The sequence below is a fragment of the Pseudodesulfovibrio karagichevae genome (assembly GCF_041414475.1).
GTDB classification, from domain to species: Bacteria; Desulfobacterota; Desulfovibrionia; order Desulfovibrionales; family Desulfovibrionaceae; genus Pseudodesulfovibrio; species Pseudodesulfovibrio karagichevae.
On the sequence record NZ_JBGLYH010000008.1, the window covers coordinates 1 to 15,820 of the forward strand.

Here is a 15,820-nt window from a genome sequence, read left to right on the forward strand (position 1 = left end):
CCCCTTCCCCCGGACCCCCATCCCCTCTCCCTTCCTAAACTTTTTCTATCCGCTTCGCGGGGCGGGTGCCGATAGATATGGGCCTTCGACTCTCATCAAGTCGAAGGCCCTCTTTTCTTTGGAGTGATTCGGGTGCGCAGCACCCGACAGCGGCTCTCATCTGCCGCCGCCAATTCGTCCTCGGAATAGGCTTTCGAGAGTGGTGCAGCTGTGCATTTTTAAGTGAATTGTAGGCGAGTCTTCGAGCCTTACAAGATATTATGCCCCAGGTACAGATCCGGGGGGCTTTCACCGCAGCGTAGCCTTCTACGTGAGGATGAAAGTCCCCCGGAAAAATGTGCAGATGCGCCGCTATCGGAAGCCGCCTAACTCCACCGTATCAATCTAGGATCGCATTTGTTGGCCGTACCGGGGTGGGTGGGGAGGACGCGGACGCCGTAGCGGATGGGGCCGGACTCGGCCGGGCTGTAGGTGGCCCGGTAGAGCAGGGTGGAACCCTCCGTGTGCTTGAGCTGCATGGGGATGCAGTCCACGATGGTCTCCTCGTTCGGGGTGGCGGCCACGAACTCGACCACGATCTCCTCGGTCAAAAGCTGGCCCCGGTCCACCTTGGCGGTCACGGTCAGCCGGTTGCCCAGCCGGAACACGTCGCCGCTGATGCCTTCCACCTGGACCTCCTTGATGTTCACCGTGGCGAAGCGGCCGGGGATGCGCGTGCGCCATTCGCCCAGGCCCATGGCCAGTTCGTTGTTGTCCTTGGCGCGCAGCGTGGCCAGTTCGATGGCGGGCAGGTACATGTCGTCGATGTACTCGCGGACCATGCGGTGGGTGCCGTACTGCCGGAAGGCGGTCTTCATGGACGCCTTCATGCGGTTCAGCCAGGCGTGGGGCACGCCGTCGCCGCCCCGGTCGTAGAACTCGGGGACCACCTCGGATTCCAGGGTGGCGTAGAGGTTGTCCGCGTCCACGATGTCCTGGTTGACCTGGCTCTGGTAGACCAGGCCGCTGCCCACGGCCCAGCCGTTTGAGCCGTCGAAGGCCTCGTCCCACCAGCCGTCCAGGATGGAGCAGTTGGGCACGCCGTTGACCGCGGCCTTCATGCCGCTGGTGCCGCTGGCCTCCATGAGGCGGGTCGGGTTGTTCAGCCAGACGTCCGCGCCGGACACGAGCAGGCGGGCCAGGCGGATGTCGTAGCTCTCCAGGAAGATGACCCGGCCCAGGAAGTCGTCCTGCTTGGCCAGGCGGCAGATCAGGTTGATGTAGCTCGCGCCCATGGTGTCGGCCGGGTGGGCCTTGCCCGCGAAGATGATGTTCACCGGGCGATCCGCGTTGGCCAGGATCTCCTTGGCCCGCTGGAGGTTGTGGAAGAGCAGGGTGGGCCGCTTGTAGGCCGTGCACCGTCTGGCGAAGCACAGGGTCAGGTGGTCCGGGTTGAGCTCGTTCAGGAAGGCGTGCAGCCGGTTGGGCGGCTCGCCCTCGCGGGTCCACTGGCTGGAGATGGACTGGCGCACCTCGTCGTAGAGGCGGTGCTTGAGGGCCACGTGGGTATCCCACAGCCGCCGGTCGTCCAGTCCGTTGAGGGCCTCCCAGTCGTTCTGCTCGATGAGCGCGCGGTGCACGGACAGACTGCACGACTCCTCGATGTCGTGGCGGACGCGCTCATCCAGCCAGGAGGTGATGTGCACGCCGTTGGTCACGTGGCCCACCGGGACCTCGCTCAGGATGAAGCCGCGCCACAGGTCCTGCCACATGCGCCGGGACACGTCGCCGTGCAGGCGGCTGACGCCGTTGCGCTTGCAGGAGAGCTGCAGGGCGAGCACGGTCATGTTCAGGTGGTCCGCCTCCTCGGCGTAGATGTGCCCGAGGTTCCACAGGCCGTCCCAGGGCACGCCCATCTCGTCGGCATAGCCCCGGAAATAGTTCTCCACCAGGGACTTCTCGAACCGCTCGTTGCCCGCGGGCACCGGGGTGTGCATGGTGAACACGGTGTTGCCCCGGACGATCTCCTTGGCCGTGGCGAAGTTCAGCCCGTCTATGAGCATGAGGTGGCGGATGCGCTCGAAGAGCAGGAAGGCGGAGTGGCCCTCGTTGAGGTGGTAGACCGACGGGGCCACGTCCAGGGCCGCGAGCAGGCGGATGCCGCCTACGCCGAGGATGATCTCCTGCTCGATGCGTCCCTTGGAGGTCGGGTCATAGAGCTTGGAGGTGATGTCGCGGTCCGAGCGGGAGTTCTCGACCACGTCCGTGTCAAGCAGGTAGAGCTTGGCCCGGCCCACGTGGACCTCCCATATCTGGGCGTACACGGTGCGGCCCGGCAGGTTCACGGTGATCATGACCTTTTCGGCGTCGCCCTTCTGCAGCGGGGTGATGGGCATGGTCGCGAAGTCGTTCTGGTGGTACTCGACCACCTGGTCGCCGTTGCCGTTGATCCGCTGGTGGAAGAAGCCGTTCTTGTACAACAGGGAGATGCCGATGAACGGCAGGTTCAGGTCGCTGGCCGACTTGATGTGGTCGCCGGAGAGCAGGCCCAGGCCGCCGGAGTAGACCGGGATGGATTCGTGCAGGCCGAACTCCATGGAGAAGTAGGCCACCGGGTTCTTCCAGGTGATGCCCTTGACGTTCGCCTTGGCGCTCTCGGCCATGTAGGCGTCGAACCGCTCCAGGACCGAGCCCAGGCGGCCGATGAACTCCGGGTCCTCGGCCAGTTCGTTGAGCCGGTCGCGGCGCATGGTGTCCAGGAACAGGACCGGGTTGTGGCCGCTCTCGTGCCACTTGTCCACGTCCATCCATTCGAACAGTTCCTGGGAGTCGCGGTGCCAGACCCACCAGAGATTTTCGGCCACCTGGCGCAGCCGGGCGAGCTGGGCGGGCAGTTCGGTGACCACGGTGAAGGAGCGCAGCCGGGGCTGCGTGGTGTTCACGCCCGAGAAGCTGATCTCGGCGCCGGGCGCGGTGGCCATGCGCTGCACGCCGGCGATGCGCTCGGTCCGGATGTCGGCGGCGTACTCGTAGGCCTCCAGGTAGCGGGGGTAGAAATGGGCCCAGGTGGCCTCCTCGGCGATCTTGCGGGCCTCCTGGCTGCGCGAGGCGCGTTCCTCGGGGGTCCAGCGGGTGAAGTCGGCCAGGAAGCGGGTCAGGTTCTCGCGGGTGGTCTCGTAGTCGTCCTCCAGCCTGTTGAGGACGTGCACGCCCGGGTGTCCGTCGGGATGCTTCTCCATGACCCACTGGCCGAATCCGGCCCGGTCCGAGGTGATGGTGGGCACGGCGAAGGCCGCACTCTCCATGGGGGTGTAGCCCCACGGCTCGTAGAAGGACGGGAAGGCGGTCAGGTCCATGCCCGCCAGGGCGTCGTAGTATTCCAGGTTGAGCACGCCGTCGTTGCCGTCCAGGTAGACCGGGATGAAGATGACGCAGCAGCGGTTTGTCGCCGCGTTGTCGAGCTTGCGCTCGCGGCACTTCAGGACCACGGGGTCGTGGTCCGCGTCGCCCAGGTGGTGGGTGCTGATCCCGGCATACTTCTCGATGTCGTAGCGCTCCTGTTTCAGGCGGCGTCGGGCCTCGTCGCTGAAGCCCGCGTAGCCGCAGGAGACGAGCAGGAAGGCGACCACGGTGACGTCGTTGTCGGCCTTGGTCAATTCTTCATCCAGGTCGCCCAGGCCGTCCAGGAGCAGGTCGATGCCCTTGTTGTGGAATTCGTAGCGCCCGCTGGTCGCCACCAGCAGGGTCTTGTCAGGGTCCAGGTCGCGTTCCAGGAACCGGGCGGCCAGGTCCACGAGCCGCTTGCGCGAGCTCTTGCAGGTTTCGGCCACGGCCTTGGGCTCGGCGAACCCCTGGAGATTGAAGCCGTTGACCGTGACCACGGCCGGGTTGGTGCCGAGCAGGTTGGAGGCCTCGCGCCGGGTGATGTTGGAGACCGTTGTGAAGCAGTCCGACTCGCGGGCCGAGACCGACTCCATGGAGTGCTTGGCCGTGACCCCGAAGGCCTTGGCCTCCTGGGACGGCTCGATCTCCTCCAGCCGCTTGTAGATGTCCACGCCCGACCCGGACATGGCCCGGCCGAGCATGGTCGCGTGGGTGGTCAGCACCGTGGACACGGAGGGGGCATGCTTCTTCAGGTAGAGCACGCCCGCGCCGGACATCCATTCATGGAAGTGGGCGTAGACGTCCTCGCCGTCGCCCACGTCTTCGCTGATCTCCTTGATGGCCATGGCCGCGGCCGTGGAGAACAGGACCGGCTCGATGTAGTCCCAGCCGCCCGCCATGGAGTCCACGCCGTAGTCGTTCCACAGCTGGAACAGGAGCTTGTCGTGGTTCGGGAAGGCGTTGCGGAAGCCGATGAGCAGGACCAGGGGCTTGCCGGGGATGTCCCAGTGGCCGGTGGCGGTCTCCACGCCCCAGGCCTTGAGCCGTTCCAGGGCCGGGCGGACCGTCTTGGGCGGCGCGGCCGGGACGAAGCCGGGGTTGCGGTCGAGCAGCGGACCCACTGTCACGTAGCGGTTGTCGAAGGCCGCCTTGGCCTGCGGGGCCTTGCTGCTGATGACGGTGTAGATGCCGCCGACCTTGTTGCACACTTCCCAGGAAACTTCGAACAGCCAACTTGTCTCCATGGTTCTTTCTCCTATCCCTGGCGTCTGTCCGCGCCGTCCAGCCGGAGAGCGAGGTCGTTGAGCACGTTCATGTAGGTGATGAACGCCTGGTGCGGGGTTTCATACGGGTTGAAGTACTTGTGGACGTCGCCGTCGGAAAACCACTTGGTGCACATGTAGTAGAAATGGTCGCTGGTCAACAGCTCGCGCCAGGTGGCGATGATGTCCTCGTCGCCGGAATCCAGGACCTTGTCCTCCAGGGCGTAGGCCAGTTCGGCGGCCTGATCCTGCATGGGGTTGCCCTGCCATGCGGTCACGTCGCGCTCCAGGTCGGCCCAGGAGGTGAAGTAGGGTACGTCGAGCTGGGCCATGGGGTCCAGGTGCCCGGCGGCCTCGCCGGGCGTCTCGAAGGCGAAGTCGCCCCGGGACAGGACCGCCTCGGGCAGCTTCCTGAAGAAATCGAAGATGCCGGTGTCGGCCCACTGGTGCTCGCCGATGGTCTCGTAGTCCATGAAAAGGTTGATGATCTCGCCGCTGCCGGCCACCTTGTGGACCCAGTTCGCGTATTTCTCCACGGTTACGGGCCATTCGCTCCAGCCCCGGTCCGAGAAGCGGAAGGCCACGTCGTCGGACAGCCGGTAGTTCTTGAGCAGGGCCTTGAGCTTGGAGCAGCCCGCGGGCTGGTACACGAAGTTGGGCGAGCGCCAGCCGAGCACCTGGTCCGCGCCCTCGGCCAGGATGGCCTTGTAGCCCATCTTCTCGATCTCGAGCGCCAGGTCGTTGTTGTAGATCAGCTCGGTGTTGCGGAAGGTCACGGGCCTGCTCCCGAAGAATTCCTCGAGAATGCGGCTGTGCAACTTCACCTGGCGGCGGAACTCCTCCCTGGAGAAGAGGAAGGCCAGGGAGTGGTAGTGGGTCTCGCCGATGAACTCCACGCACCCGGTATCGGCCAGGTCGCGGAAGGAGTCCAGGACCTCGGGGCAGAACTCCTGGAACTGCTCCATGGCCACGCCGGTGATGGCGTAGGAGATGCGGAATTTGCCCTTATGCAGCTCGATGAGGTCGAGCATCATGCGGTTGGCGGGCAGGTAGCACTTGTCGGCCACCTTGCGCATGATGTCGCGGTTGGCGACCTCGTCGCGGTAGTGGTGGCTGCGGCCCATCTGGAAGAAGGAGTAATCCTTGTCCAGGCGCATGGGCTGGTGGACCTGGAAGTAGAAGCAGACGGATATCATGAGCGCCCTCCGGTGAGTTGCCGGTAAACGTCGAGGACCTTTTCGGCGGCTCGGTCCCATTGGATCTTCTTGAGGGTTTCCCGGCCTTGTTCGACCAGGGTCCTGGCCCGTTTCCCGTCGGTCAGGATGTCCCCGATCTCGAAGGCCAGCCGGTCCACGTCCCAGAAGTCCACCTTGACCGCGTCCTCCAGGATCTCGGCCACGCCGGACTGCTTGGACACGATGCACGGCACGTCGAAGACCATGGCCTCCAGCGGGGTGATGCCGAACGGCTCGGACACGCTGGGCATGACGTACAGGTCGCTCATGGCGTAGATGCGCTCCACGTCGGTGCCGCGCACGAAGCCGGTGAAGTGGAAGCGGTCGCCCATCCTCAGCTCGGCCATGCGCTCGACCATGCGCGGGAACATGTCGCCGGAACCGGCCATGGCGAAGCGCACGTCGTTGTGCTTTTCCAGCACCTTGGCCGCGGCCTCAACGAAGTAGTCCGGGCCCTTCTGGAAGGTGATCCGGCCCAGGAAGAGGACCAGCTTCTCCTTGAACGGCTTTTTCACGCGCAGGTGGCCCAGGCGCCGGTCCTTTTCCACGGCGTTGTGGACCACGGTGATCTTGGCCGGGTCGATGGAGTAGCGCTGGACGATGGTGTCCTTGGTGAAGTGGCTGACCGCGATGATCCGGTCGGCCGCCTCGAACCCGGCCCGCTCGATGTCGTAGACCCGCTGGTTGACGTGCTCGCCCGAGCGGTCGAATTCGAGCGCGTGGGCGTGGACCACCAGCGGCTTCCCCGAGACCCGCTTGGCCTCGATGCCCGCCGGGGCGGTCAGCCAGTCATGGGAGTGGATGACGTCGAACTTCTCGGTCAGGCCCAGGTGCGCGCCGATGAGGCTGTAGCGCACGATCTCGGCCATGAGGTTTTCGCCGTAGCCGCCCGAGAAATCGTTCTTGAGCTCGCCGAAGATGTCCTCGGCGGTGACCAGTTCGTTCTGCTCCAGCAGGGAGCGGTATTCGGTCTCCGTGAGGTAGGGGCGCAGGGGGGAGAGCACTTCGAGCACGGACAGCCGCTGCTGGAGCTTGCGGATCTCGGACACGCCGACCTTGGTGCGCAGCCGGTTGGCCCCGACCAGGGTCAGGTGGTGCGCCTCCTCGTCGGAGTCGAGCTTGGGCAGGACGAACAGGATGTCGGTGCCGAGGTGGGCCAGCCCCTTGGTCAGGCCGAGGCAGGCCGTGCCCAGGCCGCCCGAGATGTATGGCGGGAATTCCCAGCCGAACATGAGTACGCGCATGGCTACTTCTCCTTGAGGAGCTTGTTCAGGCGGACGGCCTCGGCCATGGACCACGCCTGGGCCACGGCGCCCTTGGGCGCATGCGGCGGGTTGCCCGTGTACAGTTCCGGCACCGCGCTGATGCAGAAGTCCTCGGGGAATTCGCGCAGGATCGGCTTGAAGTACTTGCGCAGGAACGCCTTGGCTCCGGCGCGGTCCTCGGCCTGGCGCAGCAGGGCCTGACCGAAGTGCCCGGCCAGCCAGGGCCAGACCATGCCCTGGTGGTAGGCGGAGTCGCGGGCGTCGGCGTCGCCCTCGTAGTAGGGCGAATAGGCCGGGTCGCGGGGCGAGAGGGTGCGCAGGCCGTACGGGGTGAGGAGGTGCGCCTGGACCACGCCGATGACCGCCCGCATGTGGTGGAAGTCGAGCATGGAGTGGGGCAGGGACAGGGCGAAAATCTGGTTGGGCCGGATGCTCCGGTCCTGGCCGTGGTCGTTGACCACGTCGCACAGGCAGTTGTCGCGGTCGTTCCAGAACCGGGCCGTGAAGTGGGCCTGGAGCCGGTCGGCGGCCTCAAGGGCCCGCGCGGCCAGGACGTCGTCCTCGCTCTCCGCCAGCTCCAGGAAGAAGCGCAGGGCGTTGTACCACAGGGCGTTGATCTCCACGGCCGCCCCGTGGCGCGGGGTGACCGGGCGTCCGTACGCCTGGGCGTCCATCCAGGTCAGCTGGGTGTGCTCGTTGCCCGCGAAGAGCAGGCCGTCCTGGTCGAGCCCGCACAGGGGCACGCGCCCGTCCAGGTGGGCGGCGACGATGTCGCGCAGGGCCGGGTAGACCTTGTCCTTGACGAATTTCCTGCTTCCCTTGGCCTTGAGGTATTCCTGCACGGCCCAGAAGAACCACAGGGAGGCGTCCACCGAGTTGTAGGCCAGGTGATCGGAGTTCTGGTCCAGGTAGTTGGGCAGCAGCCCGTCTCGGGTGAGCCCCGCGTAGGCGGCCAGGACCTCCTCGCCGAACTCCCTGCGTCCTGCATGGAAGGTCAGGCCGGGCAGGGAGATCATGGTGTCGCGGCCCCACTCGCCGAACCAGTGGTAGCCCGCGATGACCGAGGCGAATCCGGAGGCGTTGCGGATGAGGAACTGCCCGGAGAAATATTTGAGCCATTGCACGGACTTGCTGCGGTCCTTGCAGGCTTCGAACTCGGCCTCGCGCCGGGCGATCTCCTTCTTGCGCAGGTGCTCCAGGTTGCCCAGGGGCTCCACGGACGCGGCGAAGATCACGGGCTTGCCCTTTTCCAGGGTCGTCTCGAACATGCCGGGGCAGAACAGGTCCTCCTGGTAGTCGAAGCCGCGCGCCCGCTCCATGAGGTATTCGATGTTGTAGGCCCACTTGGGGCCGGGGAAAAATTCCGAGGCCCGGTTGGTGCCCATGTACAGGGGCGGCATGCCCTCGTAGGGCTGGATCTTGCGGCCGTTCTTCTCGGGGTAGGACTTGGGCCGCAGGAACATGTTCTCGCGGGTCAGCGTATGGATGTCCCTATAGGGAAGGAGCGGGCGCAGGCGCAGTGCGGGCTTGACCTTGCCCTCGAGCAGTTCGAAGCAGACCAGCACGGTGTTCTTGCCGTGGACCATGAGAAAGGACTTGCGGATGAGCGCGTCGCCGATGCGGTAGGTCGTGGACGGGTAGAGGCCCTGGTCAAAGGAGTCCACGAACTGGTGCCCGGTGGGATGATACACGCCCGGATACTTGTTGGACGAGAGCAGGAACTCGCGGTCGTTGGCCAGCACCGAGGTCTCCAGCTTGGAGAGCAGGACGTACCGTCCCTTGGGCTCCTTGAGGGCCGCGACCAGCAGGCCGTGGTATTTTCGGGTGTGGCAGTTGATGATGGTGCTCGACGAGTAGCCGCCCAGACCGTTGACGTCGATCCATTCCTTCCGGGTCGCCGTTTCGGTGTTGACGCAGTCGTCTCTGGAAATGTGCAGCATGATGACCACCTGTGGAAAAGATGTTGCGAAGATGGGAGCTGCCCCGGGAAGGGGTATTTCCGATTTTCCAAGTTGATAGCAAATGTCCGCCACTTGCAAGGGAAAAATGGCGACGGGAAGGAAAATTTTCCCAACGGTGCGGAAATGGGCGACGGCGTGGGGCGAATCGCCCCGCAAGCGCCCGGGATGGGGGGAAAACGCCGGGGCGGCTCCGTTACATGACGGTCCGTCGGATGGCGCTTTCCAGGTCGGTCTTGTCCAGGGGTTTGGCGATGTAGTCGGTCATGCCCTTGCCCAGGAAGTTCTCGCGGTCGCCCTTCATGGCGTAGGCGGTCATGGCGATGATCGGGATGGAGGTCTTGTCCGGGCCGACCTCGCCATCGCGGATGGCCCGGGTGGCCTGGACCCCGTCCATGACCGGCATCTGGATGTCCATGAGAACCAGGTCGAAGGGCTCGCCGCGCAGGGCGGTCAGGGCCATCTGGCCGTTGTCCACGGTCCGGACCCGGTGGCCCATGCGCTTGAGCAGGCCGGCCACGGCCACGCTGTTGACCTTGTCGTCTTCGGCCAGGAGGATGTTCAGGGACGGGGCCGGGGCATCGGAAATCAGTATCGCGGCGTCCGCCGGTTCGTCTTCGGCCGCGCGCAGTGGCACGCACAGGCAGAACGTCGTGCCCAGGCCGGGCATGCTGTCCACGGCCATGGACCCGCCGAGCAGGCCGACCATGCGCTTGGAGATGGCCAGCCCCAGCCCGGCCCCCTGGTAGTGCCGGGTGAAGCCGCTGCTGACCTGGGTGAAATGTTCGAAGATGGACCCCAGCTTGTCGTCGGGGATGCCGATGCCGGTATCCGAGACCGTGAAGAGCACGTGGACCGTGCCCGGCCGCCGCCGGGGCAGGACCGAGACCTCCAGGGCCACTCCGCCCGCCTCGGTGTACTTGATGGCGTTGCCGATGAGGTTGATGAGGATCTGCTGGAGTCGGGTGTCGTCCCCGAAGAGCCGTTCCGGCAGGTCGTCGGGCACCCTGACGTCGAGGGTCAGTCCCTTGGACCGGGCGGCCACGGCGAACATCTGCTCCAGCCCGGCCAGGACGTCCCGGAGGTTCAGGGGGGCCTCGCGGATCTCCAGCTTGCCTGCCTCAATGCGCGACAGGTCGAGGATGTCCGTGAGCAGCCGGGTCAACCGCCTGCTCGCCTCGATGCCGTAGGCCGCGTACTCGGCCTGCTCCTCGGTCAGGCCGTCGGAGAGCAGGAGCTGGAGCATGCCCATGATGCCGTTGAGCGGGGTGCGTATCTCATGGCTCATGTTGGCCAGGAATTCGGACTTCACCCGGCTGGCGGACTCGGCCAGATCCTTGGCCTCCACCAGGGCTTTGGCCGTGTTCACCCGGTCCGTGACGTCCGAGAAGATGGTCGCGAACCGGCCCGGGGTCGGGCAGAACGCGCTGACGTTGAAATACTTGCCCAAGTCCGAGGCGTAGTGTTCGCAGACGATGGGCTCGCCGGTCAGGGCCACCTTGCCGTAGGTCTTGATCCAGTAGGGTTCGATGTCGGGAAAAACCTCGCGGATGGTGCGGCCCAGGATATCCTCGACCTTGACGCCGGTCAGCCGTTCGAAGGCCGGATTGGCGCGCAGGAAGCGGTAGTCCACGGGTTTTCCCGTGTCGTCGCAGATGATCTCGTGGGAGGCGAACCCGTCGAGCATGCCGTTGAAAAGGAGCTGGTATTCCGCTTCCACGTGGTGCTGGTGGGTGATGTCGCGATGGATGGAGGAGACGGTCTGGACCGCGCCGTCCGCATCGCGTTCCGGGAAGAGCCGCCAGTCGAACTGGAACGACCGGCCGTTCCAGTCGACGTGGAGTTCGGTTCCGATGGGCTCGCCGGTCTCGAAGACCTTGGCGATGTGCTCGTCCATGAACCGGGAGAGCTCCTCGGGCATGCCCAGCTCCCGGTTGGTCTTGCCGATGAAATGCTCGGGCGGAAAGCCCGAATACTGCTCGATGTTCTCCGAGACGAAGCGGCGGCGCAGCTGCCGGTCGTAGCGCATGACGATGTCCGGCATGTTGTTGATCAGGGTGCGGTACAGGTTTTCGCTCTCGTTCAGGGCCTCCTCGATGCGCTTGGTCTCGGTGATGTCCATGGCCGCGGCCAGGACCACCGGGGAGCCGTCCATGTCCCGGAACGGGACGTTGTGGACGAGCAGGGCGGTGCCGTCCGGCCCCTGGGTCTCCCAGGTCAGGGACTCGCCCGAGTCGAGGACCTGCCGGACCCGGCACGGGACGCACGGGTCCGGCCTGCCGTACAGGACATCGTGGCAGGGCCGTCCGGTGTCCTTGTCGTGGCCGCAGCGGAAGTGCTCGTTGGCGAAGGTGATCTTGTGATCCCCGGATTGCAGGTAGACGGACAGGGGCAGGTGGTCCAGCAGGGAGTGCATCCACTCCCGGCTCCTGGCCACCTGGGCCTCGGCCCGCTTGCGCTGCTCGACCTCCTCGCGCAGGTGGGCGGTCTTCCGGTTGACCTGGATCTTGAGGAACACCAGGCCGCCCAGGGCCATGAGCAGGGCCACCGGGAGGACGAAGACCAGGGACTGGCGGGCCATCTGCATGAAGGTGGGCTCGGGCCGGGGCAGGATGGGGGCGAACCACTTGATGTACAGCCGGTCGTAGGTGCCGTCGGCGAAGACGATGGACAGCCCCTCGTTCAGCCGGGCCAGCAGGGCGTGGTCGCCCTCGGGGACGGCCAGGCAGAATTTCTGGACGAACCCGGACATGTTCTGGCCCTCGGGCCGCAGGCTCGGGTCCAGGGTGTTGGCGCGCACGTCCTCGATGTTGTTCAGGCCGAGCTTCTTGACGATCTGCCAGCCGACCACCTGCTGCACCAGGACGGCGTCGTACCGCCCCTCGGAGAGCAGGCGCATGGCCTCGCCGTAGCTTTCGGTCAGGATGAGTTTCCCGGCCAGGTGGTTTCGTTCGGCGTATTCCTGGGCCGTGTCCCCGCGCATGACCAGGACCGTCTTGTCCTTGAGGTCCGCTTCGCCCTTGATGCCTTTGGTCCCCTTGCGCACGAAGATGGAGCCGTGCATCTGAAGGTAGGGGATGGAGAAGTCGAAGTAGGCGTCGCGCTCCAGGGAATAGGAAACCAGGGGCAGGACGTCGAGCTCGCGGAGGGTCAGCTCCTGCTTGATCTCGGCCCAGGGCGCTGTCTTGAAGCGGACCTCGAGCCCGGCCTTTTCGGCCACGGCCTTGAGCAGCTCCACGGAGAAACCGTCGGCCGTGCCGTCGGGCAGGGCCAGGGCGAAGGGCGGGTAGTCGAATTCGCTCGCCGATCTGAGGACCGGCGGGATGGTCTCCCGGGCCGGGGCCGCCGGGGCTACCACCAGGCAGGCCAGCGCCGCCAGGAGGGCGGTGAGCAGAATGGAGCGAACGAGGACCATATGGTTTCCGCCGATGCCTTTTGCAGGGTAGAACCTGTCGAGTATCCCCATCATAGAGCATCTTCCGCTCCGGTCAAATGAAAATTGCGTGCGGAAAGATGCCCGTCCGGCGGAACAGGGGCCGGATCCGTGTCCGGCCCCTGTCCGGTTTAACGTATCTTGAACTTCCGTATGCCGCCGCTGCGGTTGTCCACCATGTGGACCGAGCATGCGATGCACGGGTCGAACGAGTGGATGGTGCGCAGGATCTCCACCGGGCGTTCCGGATCCGGGCAGGGACAGCCGATCAGGGACTGCTCGGCGGCGCTGAGCTTGTCGTTCTCGCAGCGGGGGCCGAGGTTCCAGGTGGACGGGACGACCATCTGGAAGTTTTCGATCACCCCTCCCTTGATGCGGATCCAGTGGGACAGGGCGCCCCGGGTGACGCAGCAGGTGCCCACGCCCCTGGCCTCGTCGACCATCTTCCACGGCTTGTATATGTCCGTGTCTCCGGCCTTGATGCGCTTTTCGGTCTCGTCGATCCAGCCCTTCATGCGGTTGATGAGCATGCCCGTCTCGACCACGCGGCAGACCGTGCGGCCCATGGTGGAGAAGAGCTGTTCCGGTTTCATGGACGCGGCCTTGAAAAAGGCGTCCAGCATGGTCCGCGTCTCCTTCTCCTTGCGCGCGTAGGCCAGGGCGCGGCGGGCCAGCGGCCCGGTCTCCATGGCCTCGCCCTTGTAGCGCGGGGCCTTGGACCAGGAGTACTTTTCCTTGTCCTCGTAGCTCGTGTACATGGGCCGGGTTTCGCCGTCGTAGGGTTTGCGCACTCCGTCGCCTTCGTACCAGCTGCGGGCCACGTGTTCGTCGATCAACCCCATGTCCAGGCTCTCGTGTTTGGACAGGTCGTTGCCCCAGAGCACGCCGGACATGAAGTAGGGATCCTTGCCGGTCTCCGGATCGTGGAAATCCGAGAAGGCGAAGAAGTTCGACGTCCTGCCGTAGGTCAGGGCCTCGGGGAACCGCTTGGCCATGAGCAGGACGTCCGGCATCATGGCGTTGTCCACGAACTCCTTGGTCTTGGCCCATATCTGGCGGAAGTGGTCCACTACCTCAGGGCGCAGGCTGTCGTAGCAGGTCACCCCGCCCACGACCATGGACTGGGCGTGGGGGTTCTTGCCCGCGAACAGCGCCATGGCCCGGCCCAGTTCGAGCTGGATGCGCAGCCCCTCGATGTAGTGGGCCGCCAGGATCAGGTTTTCCTCGGGCGTGCACCGGTAGACCGGATTGCCGCCCAGGAAGTAGGCGTTTTCCAGGAACCCGAGCTGGCCGCCGGCCACGAACTCCTTGAGCCGTTTGCGGACGATGAACAGGTCGCTCGGGTCGCTGTTGCGATTGCTGGTGGCGGCCACGATCTTGCCCGCCTCGACCGGGTCGGCGTTCAGGGCCGAGGCCATGTCGATCCAGTCCAGCCCGTGCAGATGGTAGTAGTGCACCAGATGATCGTGGATGATCAGGGTGGACAGGATCAGGTGGCGGACCAGCTGGGCCAGGGGGGGCGCCTTCAGCTTGAGGGCGTCCTCGATGGCCCGGATGGAGGTCAGGGCGTGGGTGTTGGTGCACACCCCGCAGGCCCGTTGGGTGAACAGGGGGGCGTCCTCGGGCGGGCGGCCCTTGAGGATGACCTCGATGCCCCGGAAGAGCTGGGTGGATACCCAGGCGTTCTTGACGCGGTCGTTTTCCAGTTCCACCTCGACCTTGAGGTGGCCTTCGATTCTCGTTACCGGGTCGACGATCAGCCGTTTCCCGGCGGTGGTGGCAGTGGTCTGGCTCATGCGGAATTTCCTCCTTCCAGATGGCGCGGGTTAACCCTTGGGGCCGTCTTCGATGGGGTGGAAGAACGGCGAATAGTCGTCCCAGAAGTTGGGTTCGCTGCAACCGATGCACGGAGCGCCCGCCTTGACCGGCCAGTTGACCTGATTGAACAGGGCCGTGGGGCAGTTGTTGTAGGTGTACGGCCCCTTGCAGCCGAGCTGGTACAGGCACCACCCCTTCTTGGCCTCCGGGCTGTCGAAGCTCGGGGCGAATTCGCCGCGGTTGAAGTGTTCCTGCCTCGGGCAGTGGGCGTGGACCGTGTCGCCGTAGAACATGACCGGCCGGTTCCAATGGTCGAGCTTGGGCATGCCCTTGGTCAGCAGGTGGACCACGGTGCCCACGAAGTTCATGGGGTTGGGCGGGCAGCCGGAGATGTTGATGGCCGAGACGCCCACGGCGGCCAGGGCCTGGTTGACGCCCTTGGCCCCGGAGGGGTTGGGCGCGGCGGCCTGCACCCCGCCGAAGCACGCGCAGGAGCCCATGGCGATGGTCGCCTTGGCCTTGGCGGCCACCCGGGCGCAAATCTGGAACATGGTCTCGCCGCCGACCTTGCCGTACTCGCCCCCGTGGAAGGTGGGGATGCCGCCTTCGATGACGCAGACGTATCCTTCGGGGTTGGCGATGGCCTTTTCAAGGGCGGCGTGGGCGGCGTGGCCGGATGCGGCCATGACCGTCTCGCAATAGTCCAGGGAAATGGTGCTCATGATGATCTCGTCGAAGAACGGCTCGTAGGCGCGCAGCAGCCCCTCGGTGCAGCCCGTGCACTCGGCGCAGTGCAGGTAGACCACCGAAGGCCGCTTCTTGGACATGAGCGCCTCGGCGACGGCCGGGGCGAAGGCCGGGCCCATGCCCATGAACACGGCCATGGCCCCGCAGAACTTCATGAACTCCCGGCGGCTCGGTTTGGGCCCGCCGGCCAGCATCTTGAGTGCGTCGAATCTCTTCCCGTTCGGCATAATTCCCTCCTTGGGGCTACTTGGGCCTGTGGCAGGCCGTGGTGCAGCCCACCGGGTTCTTGCCGCCTTCGGTCCGCATGCGCGTGTGACAGCCCAGGCAACTCGGGGGACCGGGGGAATGCCAGGCGCGGTAGAAGCCCGAGGGCTCGTTGGGATCGTCGTCGGTGTGGCATTGCCTGCACGGGACGAACTGCCCCAGGGTCTTGTCGGATTCCTTGTGGTGACAGTCCCGGCAGGCCCGCCGGATGGCGTGAAAGCCGTGCGGGAATTTGACCGGCGTGACCCAGGTGTTCAGGGCCTGGTTGCCCTTGGGGCGCGTGATGACGATCTGGTCGGGCACCTCATAGGCCAGCGCCGCCGTGACGGTGATGACAGCCAGAGCGGCCGCCGTGGCGAAGAGCAGAATCTTTCGAAGCATAACCCCTCCGGTTCGAATAGGTGGACATACACTATGCCCGACCATACAGGATTCTTCGGAGCGGGGTATTATAGTTTCATGCGTAGTTGCGCCG

8 protein-coding genes are annotated in these 15,820 nt (G+C 65.4%); all 8 read right to left on the reverse strand.

Annotation, left to right across the window (positions count from 1 at the left end; translation table 11 throughout):
• Positions 1-365 precede the first annotated feature (365 nt).
• A complete protein-coding gene (gene glgP / locus AB6M95_RS04560) occupies positions 366-4,607 on the reverse strand; it encodes an alpha-glucan family phosphorylase (protein WP_371385553.1) in 4,242 nt (1,413 codons plus the stop codon).
• 11 nt (positions 4,608-4,618) lie between these two features.
• Positions 4,619-5,821, reverse strand: coding sequence for a glycoside hydrolase family 57 protein (locus tag AB6M95_RS04565; RefSeq protein ID WP_371385554.1), 1,203 nt, complete (start codon positions 5,819-5,821; stop codon positions 4,619-4,621).
• Positions 5,818-7,104 carry a glycosyltransferase family 4 protein gene (locus tag AB6M95_RS04570; protein WP_371385555.1) on the reverse strand — a complete coding sequence of 429 codons (1,287 nt, stop codon included), beginning with the start codon at positions 7,102-7,104 and terminating at the stop codon, positions 5,818-5,820. The genes AB6M95_RS04565 and AB6M95_RS04570 overlap by 4 nt, the downstream gene beginning before the upstream one ends.
• A gap of 2 nt (positions 7,105-7,106) precedes the next feature.
• Positions 7,107-9,065: an amylo-alpha-1,6-glucosidase gene (locus tag AB6M95_RS04575; protein ID WP_371385556.1), complete on the reverse strand. Its 1,959-nt coding sequence runs from the start codon at positions 9,063-9,065 to the stop codon at positions 7,107-7,109.
• A 214-nt stretch (positions 9,066-9,279) separates the two neighbouring features.
• Positions 9,280-12,498, reverse strand: a complete 3,219-nt coding sequence (locus tag AB6M95_RS04580) for a transporter substrate-binding domain-containing protein (RefSeq protein WP_371385557.1) — start codon at positions 12,496-12,498, stop codon at positions 9,280-9,282.
• A gap of 149 nt (positions 12,499-12,647) precedes the next feature.
• Positions 12,648-14,312 carry a nickel-dependent hydrogenase large subunit gene (locus AB6M95_RS04585; RefSeq protein WP_371385558.1) on the reverse strand — a complete coding sequence of 555 codons (1,665 nt, stop codon included), beginning with the start codon at positions 14,310-14,312 and terminating at the stop codon, positions 12,648-12,650.
• Positions 14,313-14,342: 30 nt separating this feature from the next.
• On the reverse strand, positions 14,343-15,308 hold the full coding sequence (locus AB6M95_RS04590) for a hydrogenase small subunit (RefSeq protein ID WP_371385559.1): 966 nt from the start codon (positions 15,306-15,308) through the stop codon (positions 14,343-14,345).
• A gap of 16 nt (positions 15,309-15,324) precedes the next feature.
• On the reverse strand, positions 15,325-15,726 hold the full coding sequence (locus tag AB6M95_RS04595) for a cytochrome c3 family protein (protein WP_371385560.1): 402 nt from the start codon (positions 15,724-15,726) through the stop codon (positions 15,325-15,327).
• Positions 15,727-15,820: the final 94 nt, after the last annotated feature.

What these genes read in the sequence shown, in the direction of transcription:
- glgP (WP_371385553.1), bottom strand. Translation starts at nt 4,607, where the DNA reads ATGGAGACAAGTTGGCTGTTCGAAGTTTCCTGGGAAGTGTGCAACAAG.
- AB6M95_RS04565 (WP_371385554.1), bottom strand. Translation starts at nt 5,821, where the DNA reads ATGATATCCGTCTGCTTCTACTTCCAGGTCCACCAGCCCATGCGCCTG.
- AB6M95_RS04570 (WP_371385555.1), bottom strand. Translation starts at nt 7,104, where the DNA reads ATGCGCGTACTCATGTTCGGCTGGGAATTCCCGCCATACATCTCGGGC.
- AB6M95_RS04575 (WP_371385556.1), bottom strand. Translation starts at nt 9,065, where the DNA reads ATGCTGCACATTTCCAGAGACGACTGCGTCAACACCGAAACGGCGACC.
- AB6M95_RS04580 (WP_371385557.1), bottom strand. Translation starts at nt 12,498, where the DNA reads ATGGTCCTCGTTCGCTCCATTCTGCTCACCGCCCTCCTGGCGGCGCTG.
- AB6M95_RS04585 (WP_371385558.1), bottom strand. Translation starts at nt 14,312, where the DNA reads ATGAGCCAGACCACTGCCACCACCGCCGGGAAACGGCTGATCGTCGAC.
- AB6M95_RS04590 (WP_371385559.1), bottom strand. Translation starts at nt 15,308, where the DNA reads ATGCCGAACGGGAAGAGATTCGACGCACTCAAGATGCTGGCCGGCGGG.
- AB6M95_RS04595 (WP_371385560.1), bottom strand. Translation starts at nt 15,726, where the DNA reads ATGCTTCGAAAGATTCTGCTCTTCGCCACGGCGGCCGCTCTGGCTGTC.